Annotated in this window: 19 protein-coding genes; 3 read left to right on the top strand and 16 right to left on the bottom strand. The window is 42.8% G+C overall.

Going from position 1 to position 24,962, the window contains the following annotated elements:
* Positions 1–46: 46 nt before the first annotated feature.
* The gene (locus I2483_RS06285; protein ID WP_207174544.1) at positions 47–2,185 is read right to left on the bottom strand and encodes a beta-propeller domain-containing protein; all 2,139 of its coding nucleotides are present in this window, start codon (positions 2,183–2,185) and stop codon (positions 47–49) included.
* Positions 2,186–2,415: 230 nt separating this feature from the next.
* Between I2483_RS06285 and I2483_RS06280 the strand changes: the two genes are divergently transcribed.
* Together I2483_RS06280 and I2483_RS06275 are read left to right on the top strand one after the other, a co-directional pair.
* A complete protein-coding gene (locus tag I2483_RS06280; RefSeq protein WP_207174542.1) occupies positions 2,416–3,729 on the top strand; it encodes a TIGR00366 family protein in 1,314 nt (437 codons plus the stop codon).
* Positions 3,730–3,987: 258 nt separating this feature from the next.
* The gene (locus I2483_RS06275) at positions 3,988–4,869 is read left to right on the top strand and encodes an SDR family oxidoreductase (protein ID WP_207174539.1); all 882 of its coding nucleotides are present in this window, start codon (positions 3,988–3,990) and stop codon (positions 4,867–4,869) included.
* Between the two features lie 312 nt (positions 4,870–5,181).
* On the opposite strand, the gene I2483_RS06270 is transcribed toward I2483_RS06275, so the two are convergent.
* The 15 genes from I2483_RS06270 to I2483_RS06205 all read right to left on the bottom strand — a co-directional run bounded on the left by I2483_RS06270 (position 5,182) and on the right by I2483_RS06205 (position 23,770).
* On the bottom strand, positions 5,182–7,383 hold the full coding sequence (locus tag I2483_RS06270) for a YhgE/Pip domain-containing protein (protein WP_255550296.1): 2,202 nt from the start codon (positions 7,381–7,383) through the stop codon (positions 5,182–5,184).
* A gap of 69 nt (positions 7,384–7,452) precedes the next feature.
* Complete coding sequence (locus I2483_RS06265; RefSeq protein ID WP_207174537.1) at positions 7,453–8,022, bottom strand: TetR/AcrR family transcriptional regulator; 570 nt, start codon at positions 8,020–8,022, stop codon at positions 7,453–7,455.
* Between the two features lie 159 nt (positions 8,023–8,181).
* Positions 8,182–10,053, bottom strand: a complete 1,872-nt coding sequence (abc-f, locus tag I2483_RS06260; RefSeq protein WP_207174535.1) for a ribosomal protection-like ABC-F family protein — start codon at positions 10,051–10,053, stop codon at positions 8,182–8,184.
* A 155-nt stretch (positions 10,054–10,208) separates the two neighbouring features.
* Positions 10,209–10,328: an RAxF-45 family protein gene (locus I2483_RS19640; protein ID WP_346267704.1), complete on the bottom strand. Its 120-nt coding sequence runs from the start codon at positions 10,326–10,328 to the stop codon at positions 10,209–10,211.
* 176 nt (positions 10,329–10,504) lie between these two features.
* Positions 10,505–12,238, bottom strand: a complete 1,734-nt coding sequence (locus I2483_RS06255; RefSeq protein ID WP_207174533.1) for an ABC transporter ATP-binding protein — start codon at positions 12,236–12,238, stop codon at positions 10,505–10,507.
* Between the two features lie 292 nt (positions 12,239–12,530).
* Positions 12,531–12,812, bottom strand: a complete 282-nt coding sequence (locus I2483_RS06250) for a hypothetical protein (protein WP_207174531.1) — start codon at positions 12,810–12,812, stop codon at positions 12,531–12,533.
* A gap of 9 nt (positions 12,813–12,821) precedes the next feature.
* Positions 12,822–13,208: a hypothetical protein gene (locus tag I2483_RS06245; protein WP_207174530.1), complete on the bottom strand. Its 387-nt coding sequence runs from the start codon at positions 13,206–13,208 to the stop codon at positions 12,822–12,824.
* A 12-nt stretch (positions 13,209–13,220) separates the two neighbouring features.
* Positions 13,221–13,586 (bottom strand): DUF2089 domain-containing protein, encoded by a 366-nt coding sequence (locus I2483_RS06240; RefSeq protein ID WP_207174528.1) that lies wholly within the window; start codon positions 13,584–13,586, stop codon positions 13,221–13,223.
* A 76-nt stretch (positions 13,587–13,662) separates the two neighbouring features.
* Positions 13,663–14,814, bottom strand: coding sequence for an IS200/IS605 family element RNA-guided endonuclease TnpB (gene tnpB, locus I2483_RS06235; protein ID WP_207174526.1), 1,152 nt, complete (start codon positions 14,812–14,814; stop codon positions 13,663–13,665).
* Positions 14,815–15,240: 426 nt separating this feature from the next.
* Positions 15,241–16,428, bottom strand: coding sequence for an aminotransferase class I/II-fold pyridoxal phosphate-dependent enzyme (locus I2483_RS06230; protein WP_255550294.1), 1,188 nt, complete (start codon positions 16,426–16,428; stop codon positions 15,241–15,243).
* 129 nt (positions 16,429–16,557) lie between these two features.
* The gene (locus I2483_RS06225; RefSeq protein WP_207174517.1) at positions 16,558–17,748 is read right to left on the bottom strand and encodes an acyl-CoA dehydrogenase family protein; all 1,191 of its coding nucleotides are present in this window, start codon (positions 17,746–17,748) and stop codon (positions 16,558–16,560) included.
* A gap of 492 nt (positions 17,749–18,240) precedes the next feature.
* Entirely contained in the window at positions 18,241–19,407 is a 1,167-nt protein-coding gene (locus I2483_RS06220; protein ID WP_207174515.1) for a saccharopine dehydrogenase family protein, read from the bottom strand.
* Positions 19,408–19,431: 24 nt separating this feature from the next.
* A complete protein-coding gene (locus I2483_RS06215; RefSeq protein WP_207174513.1) occupies positions 19,432–20,910 on the bottom strand; it encodes an aldehyde dehydrogenase family protein in 1,479 nt (492 codons plus the stop codon).
* Positions 20,911–21,095: 185 nt separating this feature from the next.
* A complete protein-coding gene (locus I2483_RS06210) occupies positions 21,096–22,139 on the bottom strand; it encodes an SEC-C metal-binding domain-containing protein (protein WP_207174511.1) in 1,044 nt (347 codons plus the stop codon).
* Between the two features lie 122 nt (positions 22,140–22,261).
* On the bottom strand, positions 22,262–23,770 hold the full coding sequence (locus I2483_RS06205) for a DHA2 family efflux MFS transporter permease subunit (RefSeq protein WP_207174509.1): 1,509 nt from the start codon (positions 23,768–23,770) through the stop codon (positions 22,262–22,264).
* 233 nt (positions 23,771–24,003) lie between these two features.
* Here I2483_RS06205 and I2483_RS06200 point away from each other — a divergent pair, with 233 nt between their 5' ends.
* Positions 24,004–24,888 (top strand): TetR/AcrR family transcriptional regulator, encoded by an 885-nt coding sequence (locus I2483_RS06200; RefSeq protein ID WP_207174507.1) that lies wholly within the window; start codon positions 24,004–24,006, stop codon positions 24,886–24,888.
* Positions 24,889–24,962: the final 74 nt, after the last annotated feature.

Raw genomic sequence — 24,962 nt, 5'->3', positions numbered from 1 at the left:
GAAAAAGACCCAGCGCGAGGCCGAATCTTTCATCTTGGAATCCTATTCAGTCAATTTGTAAGTTACCAATTGGTGCATACGTATCAAGCGAGTAATTTTTGATTTCCTTCATTGAAACAGTATACAAGATGTCTTTACTGTAAAGCATACGCTGAATTTCTCCCTCCCAATCCCCGTATTGCTCTCCGCGACTTTTCGCTTTCAGTAAATCCCCTTTTAGGACGATACCATGTTCCGGTGTAATTTCGTAGACGAGCGCACCAGAGCTTTTGAAATCGATGTTATGGTCTTTCCCTATTTCATCGTAAATCGATACTGGAAAACCGTATAAGTTTCGTTCTTTATGCTGGAACAATGCCTTGTGATCATATTGAACCGGCGAGTATGTTCCACGCCCACCAATGATTTCCGTATCCTTCTCTTTTGGATTATTGAAATCAGTTATATCGAACAAGGAAATCTTCATACCCATTGTCAAAATGAGCGGCTCTCCCCCTTGCGGATTTTTCTCGGCAACTGTTTCATAACCGAAGCCAATAAGATGGTTGTCGTCAAGCGGATGCAAGTAGTTGCTAAAGCCTGGAATCTTCAGCTCTCCAAGCACTTTTGGGGCAGTAGGATTGGCCACATCTATGACAAATAGCGGATCCGTTTCCCGGAACGTTACCATATACGCTTTATCCCCCATGAAACGTGCAGAATAAATCCGTTCCCCTTTCGCAAGGCCTTCAATCGATCCCGTGGTATTAAGGTTTTCATCCAAAATAAAGAGATGGTTTTTAGACGGATTTTTATCATCCCACATATTCCCTTCTGTCGTGACGACGCGGAAATAACCATTGTGCTCATCCATCGAAAACTGGTTGAGTAAATGCCCTTTCAGTGTAGCTGAATTTTGGAATGTGACGTTTGTCTTGTTCAACGTGAACTTGAATAATTCACTGTTTGAAGTGCCGGGATTCCAAATCATCTTCTTCGAAGTGGAAGCGTTTGTCTCATAAATTGTCGCTGTCAGGTACAGATTATCTTCTGACATATAGAGTTGCTCACTAGCACCTAGATAGCCTTTTGTCACAACCTTACCTTCTGCAGGCACTAAAAGATCGATGGCTGTAATGATGGAGTACGTCGGTTCCATAGCGCCTGGTAGAATCGCGATATCCTTGTAGTCAATCAGTTCGGAGTCAGCGCCTTCTATGGAATCATATACACGCGGACGAAGCACGTCGCCGTCTATTTCATTCATGATCCAGAAGTTCGGCTGTACATTCGTAACAAAGTACAGCATATTTCCTGTTTTCCGCGCACCGTTTAGATAGCCTTCCGCACCGATTTCTCGAATTATTTTAGGCATTTTCGGATTCTTCACATTATACATACGAACCGTGGTCATTCCGTTCATTGGTCTGCTGATCCTTGCCTCATCAGTATTCATTTCGTTGTTGTAAGGCTCATATTTCTCACCAAAAACAATTAGCATGTCGTCGTGCAGAAACAACTGGGACGGATAAAACTCCTCTTCCATTTTAATTTCCGAAGCTTTCCGGATTTTCTTCGGGTCGCGGATATCAGTAATGGTGACTTTGTTATTGCCCATTACAGTATATATATAGTTACCGTCTGTCTTTACACTATCGGCTTCATCGACTCCCTCCACCTGATTGTTCGTTGTCGAATGATCTCCGCCGCTTTTAGCAGATGCCAAGGAATCTTCATTGGACAGTTCTGAGCCTTGGGTTACCATTACATCTGTCCGCTGCATGGACTTCACCCGTTCAAAATAGGCTTTCAATTCTTTTGCTGATGCTACGGATTCGATTGTTTCATAGATAGTAAACTTGATTTTATCGATTGGAAGCAATTTTATAGATTTACTATTTACTGCATTTTTCTTAACGTGAAGCTCGTAGGAACCCGGTACAAGGCCCTTTACATATAGGGTCTTACCCGCATTGCCAAGTGAAATGTCTGCTGTCATCTTCTTTCCATTTCGATCAGTTACATATAAATCATTCGATCCTAGTGCTTCCTCTTTCAAAGGCGTGGAGAAGTTTATGTGCCATCCTTGATTGAAAAGTGCACTTTCAGAGGCCGTCACAGTCAACTTGTCGATATAAAATGTATAGGTAATTGCAGCCACTGTAATGAATGCCGTAACAATAAGCCAACTAACCTTTTTTCTCAATTTGACCAACCCTTTCCTTTTGGTTTGCTACACCATTAGACTCTGCTAAGACAATTTCGTTTCACTAAACTGAAAATTTATTTTATTTATTTTGTTAGTTTAGATTGGAATATTCCAGTCTTGTCGCATTTCATTTATTGACGTATCTTGTAACATTATGCTAAAAACATATCGAAAGAACGAACTGCATACGATAAGCTTAGAAGGACAAGAGAAAAGGGGGATGTTTTGTGAAAGTATTAACAAGGTGGTCGAATACACTAATGGAACGGTATTTACCGGATCCATATATCTTCGTCGCAATTCTGACGTTGGTCGTGTTCTTGCTTGGTCTCGGATTAACTGATTCCGGGCCGCTCGATATGGTTACGTATTGGGGAGATGGTTTCTGGGGGCTTCTCGCATTTACGATGCAAATGGTTATTGTTCTTGTTGCGGGACATGTGTTAGCGAGCAGTCCGGTATTCAAGAAACTATTAAGTACACTGGCAGGATTCGCGAAATCTCCAGGATCTGCAATTCTTCTAGTTTCAGTTGTATCACTGATTGCTTGTTGGATTAATTGGGGCTTCGGTCTTGTTATCGGTGCACTTTTTGCGAAAGAGATTGCACGCAAAGTAACAACGGTCGACTATCGGCTCTTAATTGCAAGCGCTTACTCAGGTTTCATCATTTGGCACGGTGGACTTGGTGGATCAATTCCACTTTCAATTGCCACTGCAGATCACCCATTCGCAGGCATCATGGGTGTTGTACCGACGTCAGAAACGATTTTTTCAAGCTATAACATAATTATTGTTGTCGCACTTATTATCTCCGTTCCGATTTTGAACCGCTTCATGATGCCGAAACCGGAAGATACGGTTACTGTAGATCCAAAGCTGTTGGAAGAACCTATTGAAATTGAAGAAGATACAGATCGCACACCAGCAAGCAAGCTCGAAAACAGTGTTACGCTTTCCATGCTGATTGGTGCGCTCGGTCTTGTCTACCTGATTCAGCATTTTGTTTTAAAAGGCTTCGATTTAAATTTGAATATCGTCAACTTGATATTCTTCACACTCGGAATCATTTTCCACGGGACGCCGAAACGCTTCCTTGCAGCGGTTACGAATGCTGTGAAGACGGCGGGCGGTATCATTATCCAATTCCCATTCTATGCAGGAATTATGGGAATGATGGTTGCCTCTGGTCTTGCAGGCGTCATTTCCGAATCGTTTGTCAGTATTTCGAATGAGCATACATTCCCACTCTTCACGTTTTACGCAGCGGGAATTGTAAACTTCTTCGTACCTTCTGGCGGAGGACAATGGGCTGTGCAAGCTCCTATCATGTTGGATGCAGCACAAACTCTTGGCGTCAGCTATTCGAAAACAGCAATGGCCATCGCATGGGGTGACGCATGGACAAATATGATCCAGCCTTTCTGGGCACTACCGGCACTCGCAATCGCTGGACTTCGTGCAAAAGATATTATGGGTTATTGTTTATTTGTTCTGTTCCTAAGCGGTATCATTATTAGTATCGGATTATTTTTCTTCTAAATTGATTTATAGGGATTATCCCGTTAGTCAGAAATTTTCGACTAACGGGATAATCCTTTTTTTGAATCTATGAGTTGATTGTCCGAGGATCGATCCTATAACTCCACAAACCCTTCAAAGCCACAATTCAAAAACGGAATAGATCTGTGAAGTATCGAATTAGATCTATAATCCAGTCGATTTTTCTTATTTCGTTTATTTCGTTAGTCGAGTGGGAATGACTACTCCTTCCAAGACAGTTGCTTAGGAGGTATTATTTTGTCGAAAGATAAATACGAAAAAATTGATAAACAGGTTTCGGGGCAGACTCAAGATCAGCAACCTGGTGTAGAGGCTGAAATGGATCCTGCACCAATTTATAACGATGAGAATTATGTCGGTTCAGGCAAATTGAAAGGGAAAAATGCTTTAATTACTGGTGGAGATAGCGGAATCGGTCGGGCAGTAGCGGTTGCATTTGCAAAGGAAGGTGCGAATGTAGCGATTGCATATTTGAGTGAACAGGAGGATATCGACGCGGACAATACGGTGGAACTTATTGAAGGATATGGTGGAAAAGCGCTAAAAATCCGAATTGATATCAGTGAGGAGGAACATTGCGAGCAATTGATCGATGAAGTTGTTAATGAGTTCGGCAGTTTGAATATTCTCGTCAACAATGCCGGTAAACAGTTTCCACAAAAAGATATCTCCTTAATTTCAGCTGATCAGCTCCGCGAGACATTCGACACAAATTTCTTCGGTCTATTTTATATGACAAAAGCTGCATTGAATCATATGACTCGTGGCGATGCCATTATCAACACTTCGTCTATTACAGCTTATAACGGATCGAAAGATTTGCTCGATTACTCCGCGACAAAAGGAGCAATCACTTCCTTTACACGTTCTCTCGCACTAAACTTGGCCGAAAAAGGGATACGTGTCAACGCCGTTGCCCCTGGTCCGATTTGGACACCGCTTATCCCAGCGACGTTTGATGCGAAGAAAGTCAAAGAACATGGGGCTAATACGCCTGTTAAACGACGCGGTCAACCTGCTGAAAACGCGCCAGCCTATGTCTTTCTAGCTTCGAGTGATTCTAGTTATATGACCGGCCAGACGATACATGTTGATGGCGGCGATTTTGTCGGATCTTAAATAGATTAGGTGACTCGTTGGGAATAATTTTAATAAGGTATTTTACTGCATGTTGTTTAGTTTTAGTTGAACGTTGTCTTGCTGATGCGGTGTGTTGTTTAGTTTATTCGGATCGTTGTTTAGTTAAGCAGTTACGTTGCGAACTCCGGATTATGTTGTTTAGTTTTAAACAAACGTTGTTTAGTCGATGCGATACGTTGTTTACTTTCCGCAGAACGTTGTCTTGTTCAGCCAAAACGGTGTGAACTCATAGCAATCAATAAAAAAGCCCCTCTACCACGGAATTTCTTCCGCCTAGAGGGGCTTCTTTACTTATGCTTCCACTGTTTCTTTTGAATACCTCTTTTTGTAAACGAGTGCAAAGTATCCAAATGTAATCGCAAGGAACGCGACCATGAATCCGATAAGGATACCGTTGTTCATCCAAAGGAACGACATATTGCCTGTTGAGATGGCGGCTTTGAATGCTTGGACGGAATACGTCATCGGCAATAATGTGTTGAAAATTTGGAGTGGTGCCGGTATTAATTCGAGCGGGAATGTCCCTGCACTTGTCGTTAATTGCAAAATCAGGACAAGGATTGCTACAAAACGTCCCGCGTCTGAAAGAATGGACACACACATTTGTACAAGCGCAATGAATGTGTAGCTCGTAATGATCGCAGTCAAGACGAACAACGGTGTATTTGCCGTTTCCATTCCAAGTGCAAACTTGACAACCCCTGCTGCGATTAGTGCTTGCAATAGACCCACGATGGCCAGCACAGAAACCTTACTTGCGAACCATCCGAATGCCCCTGTTGGCTTAATAGCCGGTTCGACTAGCGGGAAGACGATAGAAAGAAGAAGTGCACCGACAAACAGTCCAAGTGATAAGAAGTATGGAGCAAAACCAGTACCATAGTTTGGTACATGGTTAATGCCTTCCTTCTCTACATCGACAGGTGCTCCGACCATTCCATATGTTTTGTCTGTCGGATTCACTTCACTTGCCGTTTTATTTGCTTCTGCAAGTTTTTCTTGTAGTGTCAGCGTTCCTTCATCAAGTTCCACCATACCATCAGCCAGTGTCGCTGATCCTTTGGCAAGTTCTTGCGATTTAGATGCAAGTGTTTCTGTTCCTGTTTTCAGTGTACCTGTTCCTTCAGTTAATGAAGTGAGACCTGATGCAAGATCAGATGACCCTTTTTGCGCAGCCATGACGCCTTCTGAAAATTGTTTTAATCCAGCTACAAGTGTATCGTTGCCTGACGCAAGAGCGTTCGCCCCTTCAAGGAGTTGTGCAGAAGACCCGTTCAACTTCTCCAATCCAGCAAGTCCCTGACTATGAGCGCCGGAAAGTTGACTAGCAGCACCATTTAACTCCGTGGTACCCGCTGTCAGTGAAGCTGTGCCGGCAGACAATTCTAACATTCCGCCGGAAAGTTCAGCGCTTCCTTGTTTCAGTTGGCCGAGTGTTTCTTTGATTGCCGTTTGCTGTTCCTCTGAGAGGTCAGCAAGTACAGGACCAAGCTGTGTAGACAATCCTTCAATTCCGGTAGTTAGATTTGCGGCCGCCCCAGTAAGCTGACCTGCCGCGCCGTTCAATTGCCCAGATTTCTCTTTCAAAGTACTAACAGCTGAGTTAAATTCTTGTTCTTTCTGACCAATTTGACCGTAACTTGCGGTCAATTGACCGACGCCTTCTGTATAGCCCGCGATTCCATCCTTAAGTCCCCCAGCGCCTGCTGAAGCCTTTTGTGCGCCTACAAGAAGATCTTTTGAACCTTGCGATAAAGTACCGAGTCCTTTATTCAACTCATTGGCACCTTTAGCTGCATCGTTCGCTCCTTGCGCAAGTTTTTGTGAACCATCCGCAAGTGTAATCGTGCTGCTTGCCAACGTTTCAAGATACCCTTTCAATTCATCTGCGCCAGATGATAGTTTTGCGGCACCGTCATGTAATTCACCGGCCCCGTCCGCCGCTTCACCGAATCCATCGCCCATTTCCGTAATGGAATCAAAAAGCTTTTCCGCGTACGTTGAAGCAACTTGCTCATTCACTTCTGCACGAATTCGATCCATCGCTGTTTCTCCGATTTGAGCAGAAAGGAAGTTGAATCCTTCATTTGGCTTATAAACAATTGTTAATTTTTCCGGTTCATCATCCAAAAGTGTAGTTGCGTGTTCAGAGAAGTTTTCCGGTATTTCAATTACGACGTAATAATCTTCATTTTCAAGCCCTTTATCTGCATCTGATTTTGATACTTTCTTAAAATCAAACTGCTTACTGTCAATTAGTTTATCGGTCAGTTCCTTTCCGAGTGCCAACTGCTTGCCGTCCATTTCCGCTCCATTATCAAGGTCGACGATTGCAACAGGCAAATCACTCATATTGGCATATGGATTCCAAAACGCCCATAAAAACATACCTGCATAAAGGACAGGAATAAACAATATAGCAATCAGTGGAACGATTATTTTTTTTGAACGTAAGAGCAGTTTCCACTCTGCCCATGTCATTGTATTCTTCATTTATCTATTTCCTCCAATACTGGTTGACCAGTTCACTCAAGCGGTCAATTCAGAATAAAAAATGAAGCCTCAAACTAAGAGACTTTTAAAAATGGTCCCATTTAACAACGCAGCGATACGCTCTTCCGATAGCTCTTCATCGTGGGTTTTACCCCAGTCTGAGACAAGTGCAAGATACGCCTTAAATAATATATATGCGACAAGTTCTGTATCACAAGGCAATACTTCACCTTTGGCAATTCCCTTTTCAATCTTCTCTTTTACATAAAAAATGATTTCTTTTTCAATTGCCTGTAGCACTTCACCAACAGCGGGTGTGCGCAGTTCTTTTTCTTCATCTATTAACTTCGCATACAATTGATGTGTTCCGCGGAATTTGAGCATTTGCATCAGCCTGGCATGCGCATTTTGTTCGAATGGCGCACCTTCAACAGAAACAGCATCCGCTTCCGCCCGCATTTCGTTAATCATTTTTAACACAATCGCATTGAACAGTTCTTCTTTATTGGCGAAAAACGTATAGATTGTTCCTTTGCCGACATTCGCAATTTTCGCGACTTGATCCATCGTTGTTGCTTTATAGCCGAACAACGAAAATGATTTCGCGGCTCCCTCGAGAATTTCTTGCCTGCGGTCCATTTTTCCACCTCACTTTGAATGGATTATTTTATTGACCGTAAAACCGTTTCGGTCATCTAGTCATTATATTACTCCGGCTACTCGTATTATGCAAGGTTTTTCTTCCGGATAAAAAAGTCCGAGAAAGGATTACTCCCTCTCAGACTGTGTACTCAGTTCCTATTCCACTTCACTCATCCACATTTCATAGAAATATTCTAGCTCTTGTTTCATCACGGCAACTTCCGCCATCATTGATTCACATTTCATCCAATCCGATTCATCTTCCGCTTCTTTTTCCAATGCATCGATTGATTGTTCAAGCCTCTTTATTTCTTGTTCCGCATTTATAGTTATCCTTTTTTCCGTTTTTTCTATCTTCAGCTTTTTTACTGCGATTGGTTCAGGTACCTCAACTACCAAGCGACTTTGAAGCTCCTGCCATTTCTCACGCGCCCAATTATATGGTCCTTCAAATGTCGTTATAAGCCCGTCTTCCAACCATGCAGTGCGGGAGAATAATTTATTCAAGAAATAACGATCATGTGAAACGGCAACGATTGTGCCCGTAAAGTCTTCCAGTGCCTCTTCAAGCACTTCACGTGACTCAATATCTAAATGATTTGTCGGCTCGTCTAGCACAAGGAAATTAACATCCTGATACATCAGTTGCGCCAAACGGAGTCGCATCCGCTCTCCACCACTTAGGTCTCCAACTCGCATAAATACATCTGGACCGTAAACCATAAACTTCGCTAATATATGTCGGGCTTCCCCTTCGGCAACATTTACTTCATCACGAAAGACATCTATCAGACGCGCCTTCGGATCCTTGATTTCAAAGTGCTGTGACAAGAACCCAATCTTGACGTTACTTCCTACTTTACTCAATCCAGTGTCAATCGAAAGCTCGCCTAAAAGAATTCTTAGTACGGTTGATTTCCCGCATCCATTCCGCCCAACAATCGCTGTCCGATCCTTCCAATAGACATGGAAGTCGGCCCCCTTCAATAGCTCCTGTTGACCAAATGATTTTGTGATTCCTTCCATTACAACAACTTCCTTACCACTTCGCGGTGCAGCTTCAAACGACAAGGTCATTTTCTTAGGATCGATAAGTGGCTTCCTTACTTTTTCCATCCGTTCAAGCGCTCGTTCCATATTGCGCGCTTGTCGGTGTAATCCTGGATTCGGAGGATTGGCTTCATTTGCCCATTGGTGGAGCCGTTTAATGGCCTCTTTCATTTTTTTAATCTTCTTTTGTTGCTCTTCGTAATCCTGAAACTCCCTCATAAGACGCGCTTCTTTTTCAAGAATAAAGGCAGAATAATTCCCGTAATAAAGATGAATCTCCCCTTCTTCAAGATCCGCGACCTTCGTCACGACACAATCCAAAAAGTAACGGTCATGCGAAATGATGACAACTGTTCCCGAGTAATCCGTTAAATACGCTTCCAACCATTCGACTGCAAATAAGTCCAAGTGATTCGTCGGTTCATCCAATAACAGCAATTCAGGTTTCGTCAATAATAGCTTCCCTAGCATTATCTTCGTCTGTTCGCCACCGCTCAATTGCCCAAAGGAACGTCCGACAAATGGTTTCAATTGCAATCCATTAATGACTTTCTCAATTTCGGAGTCTACGGCATAGCCATCACGATTGGCGAATTCTTCCTGCAAATCTCCGTATACCCGAAGCAACTTATCCATGTCCGCGTTTCCGACATTGGCTAGCTCTGCCTCTAACTCCGACATTTTCGCCTGCATTTCTTTTAGTTCTACAAATGCACTGTTGAGCACATCGTAGCCGGTCGTTTCTTTTTCAAATAAAGGGATTTGCGCTAAATACCCTATTTTCGTTCCCTTTTTAAAATGAATTGCCCCACTGTCTGGTTGCTCCGCTCCGGAAATCAACTTAAACAACGTAGTTTTTCCGCTACCATTTCGCCCGACAACACCTAATCTATCGCCTGTTTTAATCTCTAATGAAAGGTTCTCAAAAATCATGTTGCCACCGAGCATTTTGCTTATTTGTTGAATTGTACATATCATTATTTTCCGCTTCCCTTCGTTCTGTATTCACAGCTGGAAGCATCTTACGAAAAGCGCTGGGCGCCCTGAGTCTAGACAACAAAAAAAGACCGCGTGTAAGCGGCCTTCCCTCTTGAAAAAATATCGTAAGGAATGCATGCTAAACAGCTGTGTGATTACTGAAATTGTCTAGAAAAGGACAGACTCATCCCGTTGACTGTAATTTCATGAGTAATCGCACATGAAGTGGCTAAATATCCCAATAGACTTTCACGTGCATACACCGTGTCTAACATCATTCCTCACCTCCGCTCACTAATAGTAAGAATAGTATAACATAAACTCAAGTGTCAGTCACCTAGACAATTCCCACATAATGACCCTAGTAAAAAAAGGCGTTGCCCTATTAGTCGTTAAAGCTTTGACTTGTGGACAACACCTTGTTTATTACCGGCATAAGGAGTTTTTTCCCCTACGCCAATTGCTGTTCGGCAAATTCACGATACAACGCATGTGATTGTATCAATTCTTTATGGGTTCCACTGCCTGTCACTTGCCCATTTTCAATGAAAATGATTTTATCCGCATCGACTATTGTTGATAACCTGTGGGCGATGACGAACGTAGTGCGCCCTTCCATCAATCGTGTCAGCGCATCTTGAACGACGCCTTCCGATTGACTATCTAGGCTCGCGGTTGCTTCGTCCATCATCAATATTTTCGGATCCCGTAAAAAAGCACGTGCGATGGCGATACGCTGCCTTTGCCCTCCAGAAAGTTTTACACCTCGTTCTCCGACTTCGGTGTCCAAGCCCTTCGAAAATGTTTTAACAAATTCGTCGGCATACGCCATTTCAGCAACTTCCCAAAGCCTTTGATCCGGAATACTTTCCCCATTTTCTAATCCGTAGCATAAGTTTTCACGTATTGTCCCTGCCATCATGGCACTCTCTTGTGAAACGTAACCGATTTGACTACGCCACGACGCCATCGACAACTCTTTTATTGGTGTGCCGCCGATTTGAATTTCACCCGCTGTCGGTTCGTAAAAACGCTCAAGTAATCCGAACATAGTCGTTTTCCCACCACCACTTGGTCCGGCGAATGCTATCATTTCACCAGGCTGGGCCTCAAAGCTCACGTTGCCAATCACCGGCTCATTGTCTTCATAAGCAAACGATACGTCCATAACTTGAATTGGTTTGTTCGCAATATCCATCACCAAGCCATCTTGTCCTTCTTCCAATGGCAATTCTAAAATATCGATAATACGCTCTGTTGCGCCTTTCGCTTTCTGCAATTGTGTGAAGAACATTGCAAATGATGTAATTGGAAAAATAATTTGGAATAGATACAGGAGGAATGCAACAAGTGAACCCGTCGACATTGTGCCGTTCGCAACACGCATACCGCCATATCCAATGATCATAACGATGACCACCATAACTACTAGATACATAAAGGGAGCAATAAGAGCAGTAATACGAGCTTCTTTCAAGCCAAAACCGAGTAATTTTCCGATTCCAGCTTTCCCACTCGCCTCTTCATTCTGTTCGGCATTAGAAGCTTTCATTAAACGAATCTCGCCTAGTGTTTGTTGAATATTGCCTGTGAATATAGCTGTTTCATCTTGTAGTCCCCGTGAAATCTTCGCCATTTTGGTGCCAAGTGGAATCATGATTCCCACTGTAATTGGAACAGCAATCAGCATGATAAGTGTCATTTTCCAATCCATAATGAGTAGAATCGTCACCGCACCTATAATCGAAATAATACCCGTAATGAATTGCGGGAAATGTTGTGTAATCAATTCTTTCACGATTCCCGTATCATTGATGACACGGCTCACCGTTTCACCGCTAGATTCCTTGTCAAAGTGACTGACAGGCAAACGAATCAGCTTTGTCCACATGCGTTCACGTAATCTCGCAACTACTTTTTGTCCTACATAACTCAGTAAATAAATGGATACCCCATCAATTACCGCTTGAACAATAAATGCTACCCCAATAGCAATCATTAGCGGAACACTTAGTGAGGCAACTGAAAAGCCATCCACTAAATTTTTCGTTAGCAAAGGGACAACCAAACCGGCAAGTGTTGTCAACACGCCAGCCGTCAAGCCGACAGTTAAAGCTAACTTCGGGATCCCTGTTGATAATATTAGAGAGAAAAACGGCTTTAAGCCGACTTTTTTCTTATCCATAGTTTTTAACTCCATTCTGTTGAATCTTTATTTGATAAGTTTATCATAGTAGATGTATGTAAACCCAATATCAACAAACTTCGTTTTATCGCCCGAAATATATAAATTTTACGGCTTATTTTTACAACAAAAAGACCGCTGAGAAGACCATTCAAGTTCTCGAGTTAGATAGAACTTCAGAAATTAGACAGCGGCCTAAAGGTATATTGATTACTTGATCAATTGGTATTTGTGGACAATAAAGGCGCCTCAATCTTACTTATAGGACAGTACATTCAGGTTATCAAGCCACTTATAACTTAATAACAACTTCTGTACCATCCTTTGCTTTGACATTAACTAACCCAAGTCCTTTATGTTTTTTCAATTCGCTCACAATACATTTGAGTTCTTGTTTGTTTAATGGCGGCATCGTGAATGTTTGTTCTTTTTCCTTCATGGATTCCTTCACCCACTTATTAACAAGTCGATTGATGAGTTCTGAAGAAATTACAGCAATACCTATGTTGAGAAGCACATAAGGAACTGGAATGGAGAACCGTACTGCTCCCGCTCTCACCTTGACGTTTAGCATACTGTCACCCTATGCAATCGCGACTGAAATTGTATCGCCATTCGCAGATTTAATATCTACAATTTGACCATCCAATTCATTCTCAATCGCCTCTAGAAGTAAGCTGATGTCGATATCTTTTACATACTTTTCCGATTGTGGGATGCTTGCAGCGATGTTATGTCCGGCTAACAATACAACTTTTACAAGTTTAATTGGCACATTGACCGAAACATTGTCATTTTCCGCAGATACAATACGGACTTTCAGCATTTTATCAGCATATACGGGTGACTTGGAAGAAAGATTACTCCCCGATTCCCGATCTTTCAATACTCGGATAAGTTCTGACGCTTTTGCTGCATCAACTTTACCTTCTTGCACCATTGTGATTATCTTTTCAATTTCTGCACTCAAAGCTGAATCCCCCTATTCATCTTTTAATAGCCTAATGGCTTCTTCCGCAGATATTTCTCCGCTTTCCAACATTGCAACTACCTTTTTCTCATCTACTTCATTTTTCTTCTTCGTTTCAAATCCAAGGGAGCTAACAACTTCATTTAATTTGCCACGAACCGTAGGATAGGAAATTCCCAGTTCTTTTTCAACTTCTTTAATGTTTCCCCTACACGTTAGAAAAACTTCAACGAAGCGAAGTTGATCATTCGATAGTGATGCCAATTTGGATAATTCGAATTCATTTTCGATGGTTGTGTGACAGTGGGAGCAATGCAACTTAGTGATTTTTAGTGTTTCGCTACAAACAGGACAGTGACTAATAACTTGATAGGCCATATTGAACTACCCCCACTTTCACTTCGTTTAGAAGTAGGAGATTCCTAAGATCACCGACGTAACCGTCAGTTATAAGTTAGGCTAGCCCCGCAGTTCCTGCGGTTAGAAGTCTTAGCGCTTCTTTTTTCAAATTTATACTTGCGTTCCTATCTCGGTTGTGGTGCGTATTGCATGTTGGACATTCCCATTCACGCAATGCGAGATGCTTAACGTCTTTGTTTCGGTAACCACAACTTGAACAGAGCTGGCTGGAGGGAAAGTTTTTTGCGACAACGACAACCTGTTTTCCGTACCATTTCGCCTTGTATTCAAGCAGTGTCCGAAATTGTGACCAACTGACTTCACTGATTGCCTTTGCTAAAGTATGGTTTTTGAGCATATTAGCGACTTGCAGATCCTCGATACCGATGACGTCGTGGTTTTTGACGATTTCAGTAGAGAGTTTATGCAAGAAATCAGCTCTTTTATTGGTAATTATTTCCTGAATACGAGCTACTTTGATTCGTTGTTTTTGGTAGTTTTTTGCTTCGTATAGCGGTTTATGTTGTTTCAGTGCTTGTTCTTTACGTCTTGAAAGAATCCGTTGTTCTTTTGCCAGCTTCTTTTCAAGTGAACGAAAGAATTTCGGATTTTCGTATACTGCTCCATCTGAAAGAATGGCGAAGTCTTTTAATCCGACATCTATCCCGACAACAGACCCAGTTTTTAGTTTTTCCTCCACCTCGGTTTCGACCAGGATGGATGCGAAGTACTTTCCACTTGAGTTGCGTCTGATGGTTGCATTCATAATTCTCCCTACTACTTCACGACTCTTTGAGATTTTAACGAGGCCAAGTTTTGGGAGCTTAAGATGATTACCGGCGATCGCAATATTTCCGTTGGTATGTTTCGTCGTATAGGATTGGACATTGTTTTTCTTACTTTTAAATCGGGGTGCTTGATTTTGTTTCTTAAAGAATCGTGAATAAGAATCAGCAAGATTTTTTAATGAGGATTGAAGGGCAATGCTGTCGACTTCTTTTAGCCAATCGAGCTCGCTTTTAAGCTGGGGTAATTGGGAAGAACAGATGTTGTAAGTAAGACCTTTACCAGTTTCTTTGTAGGTTTCATTCCATTTGGCTAAAAAGTGATTGAACACAAAACGTGAACAGCCAATTGTTTTGGCAATGAGGATTTTTTGTGCTTTCGTGGGATAGATTCGGAACTTGTACGCTTTGTTGACGAGCATTGACGTACACCTCGCTTCAGCATAGTTTCTACCCTGATTATAGAACATACATTCCCGGGAGGCAATTATTTTAGGCTTATGCCTAACCGAAATTCATCTCCCACTTATCGTTGGGCTATGCCCGTGACACGATTGAAGTCGGAGTCTTCTTTTGAAAAAGGATAAACTTTAGTTCCCTCCTCTCATTTGTATTCATCATATCGTATCGAATCAATAATATTAATACAGAAACTTAGTAGTATTAAACAACGAATTAACATTATCAATAAATTAATTAGATAATATTAATAATCGAAATAACCATATCAATAATGAGTTTTATTCCCCTTTTAAGAAAATAAGTTTTATCACTCAAAAAATGAGCGTATTTCTTTTAAGAACTCTCTTTTTTACTTCCTAACTCCATTTTCATAACCCTTATTTACTTCATCGAGTAATTACTAAATCCCGCAATCGGTCGACGGCTTTCTGCAGTACATCCACTTTCTGAATAAGCGCTAACCGAACGAATCCGGCGCCTTCAGAACCGAAGATACTGCCCGGAACCATGACAACACCACATTGTTCAATTACTTTAAACACAAATTCCTTATCATCCATGTCAAACGGGTATTTTGCCCAAACGAACATGCCGCCGTTTGAAGGAGTAGCAGACCAACCAATTTCCTCCATGCCTTTCATTAACACCCTATGGCGCGCAGAAAACTCTGTCCGCAGACGATCCGTAATCTCTTCCGCATTATCAAGTGCAACTACAGCTGCTTCCTGTATCGGACCAAATGTGCCATAATCCAAATTCGATTTCAGTTGTCTCAAAATGTGAACCATCTCGGCATTACCGGCAATATACGCAATACGGGCACCGGCAAGGCTAAAGCTTTTAGATAATGAATTAATCTCCATTCCGACTTCCATTGCACCCGGTGTCGATAAGAAACTGATCGGAGAATCACCTGTGAAATAGTATTCGGAATAGGCAGCGTCATGCAGCACGATAACATTATATTTCTTGGCGAAGGCTACTACTTTCTCAAAAAATGCTGTGCTCGGCATCGCTGGTACTGGATTACCCGGTAAATTCAAAATAAGTAATTTAGCGTTTTGTGAAACCTCTTCAGGAATCACATCCAAGTCTGGTAAAAATCCATTTTCCGCTAGCAACGGCATTTCATAAGGAACTGCACCCGCAAGCTTGATGCCAGCTTCATAAGCTACGTAAGCAGGATTAGTTGTCAAAACAAAGTCCCCTTCATTACAAAAAGCAAGTGGCAGATGGACAAGTCCTTCTTGAGAACCCATTGTTTGAATGATTTCCGTTTCAGGATTTATCACGACACCGGAACGTCGTTCATAATAATTGGCTACGGCTTCGTTAAATCGATTTGTTCCGCCAAGTGTATAGCCGTATGTATTCGCTAGAGCGCTTTTTTCTGATAACTCACGCCTCACTTTTTCGTCAGGAGGAAGATCCGGACTACCAAGACTTAAATCAATTACTTCAGCGCCCGTCGCTTTTTTCGCTTCGGCCGCTGCTTTTAAGTCTCCGAAAATAGCTGGTGAAAAAATAGACATTTTTGCAGATGGCTTTATTCTAAATGAAGACTCGACTTTCATACGACAGCACTCCTTATTTATGAAAAAGTAATTTTAAGGATTAGTTTACCATAAAATTCAACACTATTGAGAAAGATGTTAAGGAAGGCGAAAAAACCTAATGCGAATTTCACATCAGGTTTTTCGAGTTCACTCAAAAGGCCACTCAGGTAGCCGATTACTCAATTTCTTATCTTCCCGGTACCCAAGCACATATTCTGCCTGCATTACCGTATGGATTTCACGCGTTCCTTCATAGATAACAGGCGCCTTTGAGTTTCGCAGGAATCGAGCGACTGGGTATTCATCCGAATAACCATAAGCGCCGTGAATCTGGAATGCATCATCCGCTGCTTTATTGGCAAAATCGCATGCCTGCCATTTCGCAAGCGACGTCTCGCGCGTATTACGCAATCCTTTATTTTTCATTTCACCAGCTCGATAGACAAGAAGGCGACTCATCTGATAGCCCGCTTCCATGTTAGCAATCATTTGCTGAACGAGTTGGTGTCTACCGATTTCCTTACCGAACGTTTCCCGTGCATGACAATACTTTACACTTTCTTCGAGGCAACCCATGATTAAGCCAACCGCCCCCGCTGCGACAGTGAAACGCCCATTATCAAGTGACGCCATGGCAATTTTAAATCCGTCGCCTTCTTCACCTAATAAGTTCGCAGCCGGAATACGCATATCCTCGAAAAACAGTTCGCCAGTATTGCCTGCACGAATGCCATACTTCCCCTTAATTGCTTTCGATGAAAAACCTGGTGTCGTCCGTTCGACGATAAATGCGCTTATACCATGGTGTTTCTTCGCTTTATCCGTATACGCGAAAACAAGGAAATGATCCGCGACATCGCAAAGGGAGATCCACGTTTTTTGACCGTTTAATACGTAGTCATCTCCGTCACGTACGGCTGTTGTCGACATTGCCGCAACATCTGAACCTGCACCCGGTTCCGTTAGACCGAATGCACCTATTTTTTCGCCCTGTGCTTGCGGCACAAGGTACTTTTGCTTCTGTTCTTCATTGCCCCACTGCATAAGACTCATTGAGTTCAATCCAATATGAACCGAAACCGCCGTGCGAAACGCCGTATCTCCACGCTCCAATTCTTCACACAATATCGCAAGCGAATTGTAATCCATGCCGCTGCCACCATATTGTTCGGGGATACACACGCCCATGAAGCCAAGATCCGCAAGCTTCTTCCAAATTGCCTGATCGAATCCGCCTTGTGCATCCCATTTCTGGATATGAGGCATAATTTCTGCATCGACGAACTGGCGCGCCGTTTTCCTTAACATTTTTTGTTCTTCCGTAAATCCGAAGTCCACTTCTCCATCCCCTTTCACAAACCACTATGCCGTTAATCAGATTAGAAACTATACGTTTTCAACATGGAACAGTGTCTAGCTCTAGGCACCAGCCGCTCGGAGGCTCACAGGATGTGAGTTACGCAGCCGTTGCCGCAGGACGCGGCGCACTTAGGCAGGGTTCCTTGATAGTCAGCCCAACTATGCGGAAGTTCACCGCGCCGTTGGTCCGCCTTATGCCTGTGCGGGCCTACAGGAAGTAGGTCATGCAGCTGTTGCCACAGGAAGTGGCGCACTTAAGCTGCGTTCCTTTTAGGTGCCTTCCACTTTTCTAATTGTCTAGCTACAGGCGCCAACTCCTTGGGTCATTAGCAATCCAACTACGTGGCAAAGTACGCCATGCCTGCAAGGATGCAGGTATGCAGTCGTTGCGACAGGAAGTCGCGATCTTAGACTGCCTTCTTCTATTGACTTATGCCTGTCGGAGCTGTGCGGCGCCTTCCGCTTTTCTTATTAAACATGCGCTTCATTCGACTCGATACTTTCTTCAATAACAACACCGCGCTTTTTCATCTCTTCAATATACAATTCACCAGGCACGATATTTTCAGGTGGATGAACGCCACGTTTCGCAATGGTGCCATTGCCAATCATTTGCGCCACAATGGAAATCGTATTTGCCGTCGCACGCGCCATTGCAGTCTCATTTACCGCCGTATCCTTTTCCGTAATAAGATCGTACTCGTATGTTACCGGCATATCGCTTTTTTCACCGCTTACAATGACGCGCAGCAACACCGCGTCCGATTTCTCACCAAGGCGAAGTTGCGGTGACAGATGCTCCCTCATGACATCGCGGACTTTCACTTTATGACCGTCAACAGTCACTTCATTGTCCCGTGACAGCAAGCCTAAATCAACAAATAGCTGAAATTTCTCCGCATGCCCTTTGTATCGAATCGTCTTGTATTCGAGTGTCTCCACGTTCGGGAACGATTTCGTCAGTGTCGACGTGCCGCCTGATGTATGAAACGCTTCAAGTTCGCCGTATTTATCAAAATGGATTGTTTCGATTTCGGACAATGATGGAACTTCCAACAGTTGTCCATTACGAATAACGTGAGAAGGATCAGTGTAATGATCAAACACGCCCTCCAATGAAAAGACGACATTATAATTAAGTGGCGGCTCCGGTTTCACCGGAATTCCCCCGACATACAGTTTAATAGAGTTAACCTTATCGAGTTTCCCCGCCCCATAACCAGCAAGAATATTAATCATTCCAGGAGCTACCCCTAGATCTGGAATGATTGTCACACCTTTCGCAATCGCCTCGTCCGCCAGACCGAGCACCGCATCCGTTGCACCGCCGATATGACCGCCAAGATCAATTGAATGAACACCAAGATCTACTGCGATTCGAGCAACCTTTTCATTAAACGTATAGAATAGCGCATTGATAACCACGTCGCCTAGTGCCATCACTTCGCTTAATTGCTGATCATTTTTCGCATCCAGTGGTAAAACGTTTAACTTGTCAGACATGAGCTCCTCCGCAAAGTCTTCCGCCTGCTTGACGTTCAGATCAGTCAAATAAACTCTTTCTACGTCATCACTTTTCACTAGATCGCGTGCCGCCTCTTTCCCCATTAAACCTGCTCCAAGTATGACAACCTTCATTTCACCATCCCCTAACGTTAGGTATTAGTCTGTGTCAATCTGCGCACGTTGCAATTTCCCGCTAAAGTCTATATAAATACTCTTCCATTCAGTGAATACATCGAGTGCGGCAACACCAGAATCGCGGTGCCCGTTGCCCGTCCCTTTTGTTCCGCCAAATGGCAGATGGATTTCGGCACCTGTCGTTCCAGCATTCACGTAGACAATACCTGTATCAAGATCACGTTGTGCCCGGAACACTTTATTGACATCGCGCGAGAAAATTGAACTTGAAAGTCCAAACTTCACACTGTTATTGACCTCAATCGCTTCATCTAGACTTGAAACTTCAATAAGCGAAACGACAGGCCCGAAAATTTCTTCTTGCGCAAGGCGGCTATCCCATTTCACATCTGTGAATAAAGTTGGTTCGTAATAATGGCCATCCGCAAGTTTTCCATCCGTCAATATATTTCCACCCGCAAGAAGTTTCGCGCCTTCATCCTTGCCAATTCCGACATAGCCGTGAATTTTATCGAGCGCTTTTTTATTGATGACTGGACCGATTTTTACTGATTCATCCAGTCCATCGCCAATCGATAATACTTTCATCGCTTCCACAAGTTTTTGCTCGAGTTCTACCTTTACATCTGTATGCACGATGACGCGGCTACATGCTGTACAACGCTGACCCGCTGTACCGAATGCACTCCAAAGAATCCCTTCCACTGCCAGTTCAATATCCGCGTCTTCCATAACGATGACCGCATTTTTACCACCCATTTCAAGCGACACTTTTTTCAAATGGCGCCCACCTGTTTCCGCAACATGACGACCCGTTTCAGTCGACCCTGTGAATGAAATGACGCGAACATCGGGGTGTTCAATCATCGCTGTTCCAACTTCTACTCCCGACCCGAAAACGATATTCGCAACACCTGCAGGGAGCCCTGCTTCTTCAAATATAAGTGCCATTTCGTACGCCATCATAGGTGTTTCCGTTGCTGGTTTCCAGATGAATGTATTGCCCGCGACAATTGCCGGGAACGATTTCCACGTCGCAATCGCCACTGGGAAATTCCATGGCGTGATGAGCCCGACAACTCCGATTGGCGCACGGACACTCATTGCGAACTTGTCTTGAAGCTCTGAAGGTACTGTCTCCCCGAACATGCGGCGTCCTTCTCCCGCCATGTAGAGTGCCATATCAATGCCCTCCTGCACTTCACCGCGTGCCTCTTCGATGACTTTCCCCATTTCTTTCGTCAATACTTGCGATAAATGCTCTTTCTTCTCTTTCATAAGCCGTCCAATTTCATATAAAAAGTCAGCACGTTTCGGTGCGGGGACGAGTGCCCATTTTTTCTGAGCCTCTTTCGCCGACTTTACCGCAAGACTCACATCTTCTTTAGTCGATAATCTTACTTGTGCCAGCTCCATACCATTTGCCGGATTCAAGACTGCCGTATAATCTGCCCCACCAGCTTCCTGCCATGAACCCCCGATATAATTGTTCAGTCGCATTGCAACATGCCCCTTTCTCTAACGCACCATTTTGAAAACGCTTACATAAACTATTTATTCGACATTCCCTTACATATCCCTTTAATTTTACCGAAAATGAAAAACCCCGGACGATTTAATGCCCGTCCAGGGTTAATCCACTTCTATCCTATTCATTTCAATTGCTAATCATTCCATGTACAGAGTTATTCCTCTACTTGCTGACGACTCCGTTCGTACATTTCAATGACAAATTCACGGATATTATCTGCATGTTTCATCATCGAACTTGTCGATACAACGAACAACTTCGCAATTTCAGCATTCGTCAATTCTTCATCTTCCATAATTCCCAAATCAATTGCTACAAAAAATACTGCAGCGGCGATAACACCAGGTTTTCGGAAATTGGGGCGCTCTTTCAAGAAATACGTTACGACAATATTTCTTAGTAATTCACGCGCTTCTTTAGGCGTATTTCTTAACTCAAGTACTTCATCAAGGCTCTCGATTACTTCTTGCTGAACCGGAGTAAAATCATGCTCTATGAGTTCATCCACTGTTCGTGAATCCCTGGCAAGCAAAATTTCGTAGACGTCTGTCATATGCTCATTATAGAACGCAAGACTCTTATCGAATCCGCTTGACTCCGCAAGTTCAACTATCTGTTTTTCGAGTGAACCATTCCAATCATTAATGAACATGAGGGAAGAGATTACGTAGATATCATTATTCTGGTCCCGATTATCCGGCAAAACAATACCGAAAACGAATGAATGCTCTTCCAGTAGCATCCCTTCTTTCTTTTCCAGTTTGAACATGCCCTCGCCAAGTATTTCTTGGACAACAACATATCCTTCCTTCTCCTCTTTGACCTTAGCAAACAAAACAATAGGCTCTTTCCATAATTCCAGAACGGATCGAACTGTACCTCTTAACGGGCTATTCAAAACTCTGAGGAGATGACGCTTCCACAAATCACGCCGCGCAACGAATAAGAAATATTCACTAACAGCCTCTTCTACGTCATCCGGTCCCATCAGTTTTTCAAGTTTACTCTTCCAGTGTCTTCTATGGCTTTCGTACTCTGATATATCCGCTGGGGCTGTAGCTTGTTCATATGCACCAAAGACGATACGCTCAAGTTCCTCATCAATAAGTGTCTCTAAAGGTGATTCATTTTTCTCAGCACAACACTTTTTATATTTCTTACCGCTCCCACATGGACACGGATCGTTTCTTCCTACCATTTTCCCACGTCCTTACAATTATACGTTATTAATATTTACCTCTCACTCAATAGTAACAGAAACCAAAAAACTCCGCAGTGGTATATATATATACCCATGCAGAGCACTCTTTAATCTTTTGCTTATTTTTTACTTTCCTCTGACTTAGTAAATGATTTGTCGTTAGTTGGTAGCGCTACACGTTTCATGAAAAACGATAGAGCCAAGGCAACAATCGCGACAATTGTCGAGATGAAAAACGAGAAACTAATTCCGTCAAGCATCGCTTGTGCTTCCAATTGCTCCTTTAGTTTTGCAAGCCCCTCAGCTGTTGACGGAGCATTCCCTGATGCCTGGACTTCTGCAAATAACTCCGCACCGGTTGACTCCATTCGCTTCGTCATAATCGTTAACAGTATCGCAGACCCAATTGCACCGGACACTTGCTGCAACGTGTTATTCATCGCCGTTCCGTGCGGATTAGAGATCATCGGTAATTGATTCAACCCGTTCGTCATAACAGGCATCATTACCATTGAAATCCCTAACATACGAATCGTATAAATCATCATAATATAATAATAGCCAGAGTCCATGCCAAGTCTACTTAAATAGAATGTCGAAATGACTGTGATTGTAAGGCCGATTATCGCCAAAATCCTTGCACCGTACTTATCGAATAAGCGACCTGTAATCGGTGACATAAGCCCCATTACAATCGCACCCGGAAGCATAAGTAATCCTGAATGGAACGGTGAAATTCCCCGTATTGTCTGGACATAGAGGGGCGTAAGAATCATGCCGGAAAACATTGCAATCGATAGTACGATTGAGATGGCAGACGATAAGGCGAACATTGGATGTTTGTAAATCTTGAAATCCAACATTGGGTCTTCCATACGAAGTTGACGCACGATAAACGCTACAAGTGCGATCGTACCGACAATGATCGTTCCATAGACAAGTAGCGAATCCCATCCCTTATCTCCCGCCGAACTGAATCCGTAAAGGAGCCCGCCGAAACCAACACTAGACAAAACTAGCGAAAATACATCTAATTTCATGTCACGGTTCGGTGTAATGTTACGCAAATTAAAGAACGCATAAATGAGTGTCAAAATGGAAAATGGTAAAACGATACCGAAAAGTGTACGCCATGTGTAATGTTCAATTACCCACCCCGACAAAGTTGGACCTATCGCGGGCGCTGTAATCATTACAAGACCAAAAATCCCCATCGCAGTTCCCCTGCGCTCAATTGGAAATGCCGTCAGCATAACGTTCATAAGGAGCGGCATCATCATGGCGGATCCACACGCTTGAATCATCCGAGCAGCAACAAGTACACCAAATGATGGTGCAAGCATTGCAAGAATCGTCCCTAAAGTAAACAGCACCATAGCTGTTAAGAACAATCTCCTATTTGTGAACTTTTGTATAAAGAATGCACTTGCCGGGATTAAAATACCGTTAATAAGCATATATCCAGTCGTTAGCCATTGGACAACTGATGGTTTTACATCGAACTCAACCATAATTGTCGGCAATGCAACATTCAACAATGTATTATTTAATAAAGCGACAAATGCGCCTATGAACAGGATGGCTATCATGCCATAGGGCGGTTTTTCTTGCATTTTTTTAATATCCATATTACTTCCCCCTATTAATACGTAACGTATAGAATTTGTACCACAAGTACATCATGTTCAATATATTATACCGATAGTCCAAAACATGCAACCTCCGTAAACGCTTTCATATAAAAAAATTCATATCATTGATATAACAAGACTTTAGAGATACCATATAAATGTACCACTAGTACAAATCGATTTTATCTCTTCTTGAAAATCTCAACAAAATACAGAATAAAGGTGATTATATGAACGATCGTAAACGCCAGGTTTTATTGACAGCACAACGACTTTTTATAGATAAAGGGTTTTCCACTACGTCTGTTCAAGACATATTAGAAGAGTCCTGTATTTCGAAAGGAACATTCTATAATTACTTCTCTTCCAAGAATGAATGTCTTAAAGCGATACTCAAACATGCACACGATGAGACGACTGTAAGAAGGCATGAATTGCTTATTGGACAAGACTTGTCCGATAAGAACATTTTGGTTGAACAAATTTTGATTCGTATGCACTTGAATCGTGAACAAAACTTGCTGCCCATTTTTGAGGCAGTCTTTCATTCAGGGGATAGCGACTTGCGAGGTTTCATCAAGAACATGCTTTTAGCTGAATTTTCTTGGTTAACAAGAAGACTGGTGGATGTCTATGGCAAAGATGCAGAGCCCTACGCTGCTGATTGCGCCGTTATGCTATTCGGAATGATGCAGCAAATACTTCATGCTTGGTCAGCCGTATCCAAAGAGGAAATGGACTCCTTGAAGCTCGTCACTTTCTTACTACGTAGAATCGATTCCATCATGCCGGGTATGATTAGTACAAAAGATGCTTTTTTCACTGAAGATGTATTTTTCAAGTTAAATAGTGATGTAGGAGAACAAGCAGAGACAAAGGAACAATTGCTCGAACGCCTTACAGGGTTTTCGGAACTGCTCGGAGACGATGCTCTTCCCGCTGGCAAACAATATGTTCAATTTCTATTGGAAGAACTTCGCTCTGAGTGTCCACGAATATTCGTACTCGAGTCCATCGTCCGCTCGTTCCGGGAGGCTTTCAAAGGATTCTCTCACGAACCCGAAGCTCACGAGCTCGCTTACAAAGTTTGGCGTTATGTGGACACACTCGAATAGTTAGATTTCCTCTTCACTTTTTTGAAACTTTCTCCACTCTATTTCGTATGATTGAGTAGCAGAATTTTTTTTCT

It is taken from the genome of Sporosarcina sp. E16_3 (genome assembly GCF_017347125.1).
GTDB lineage: Bacteria > Bacillota > Bacilli > Bacillales_A > Planococcaceae > Sporosarcina.
This window is presented reverse-complemented; position numbering and strand designations above follow the sequence as displayed.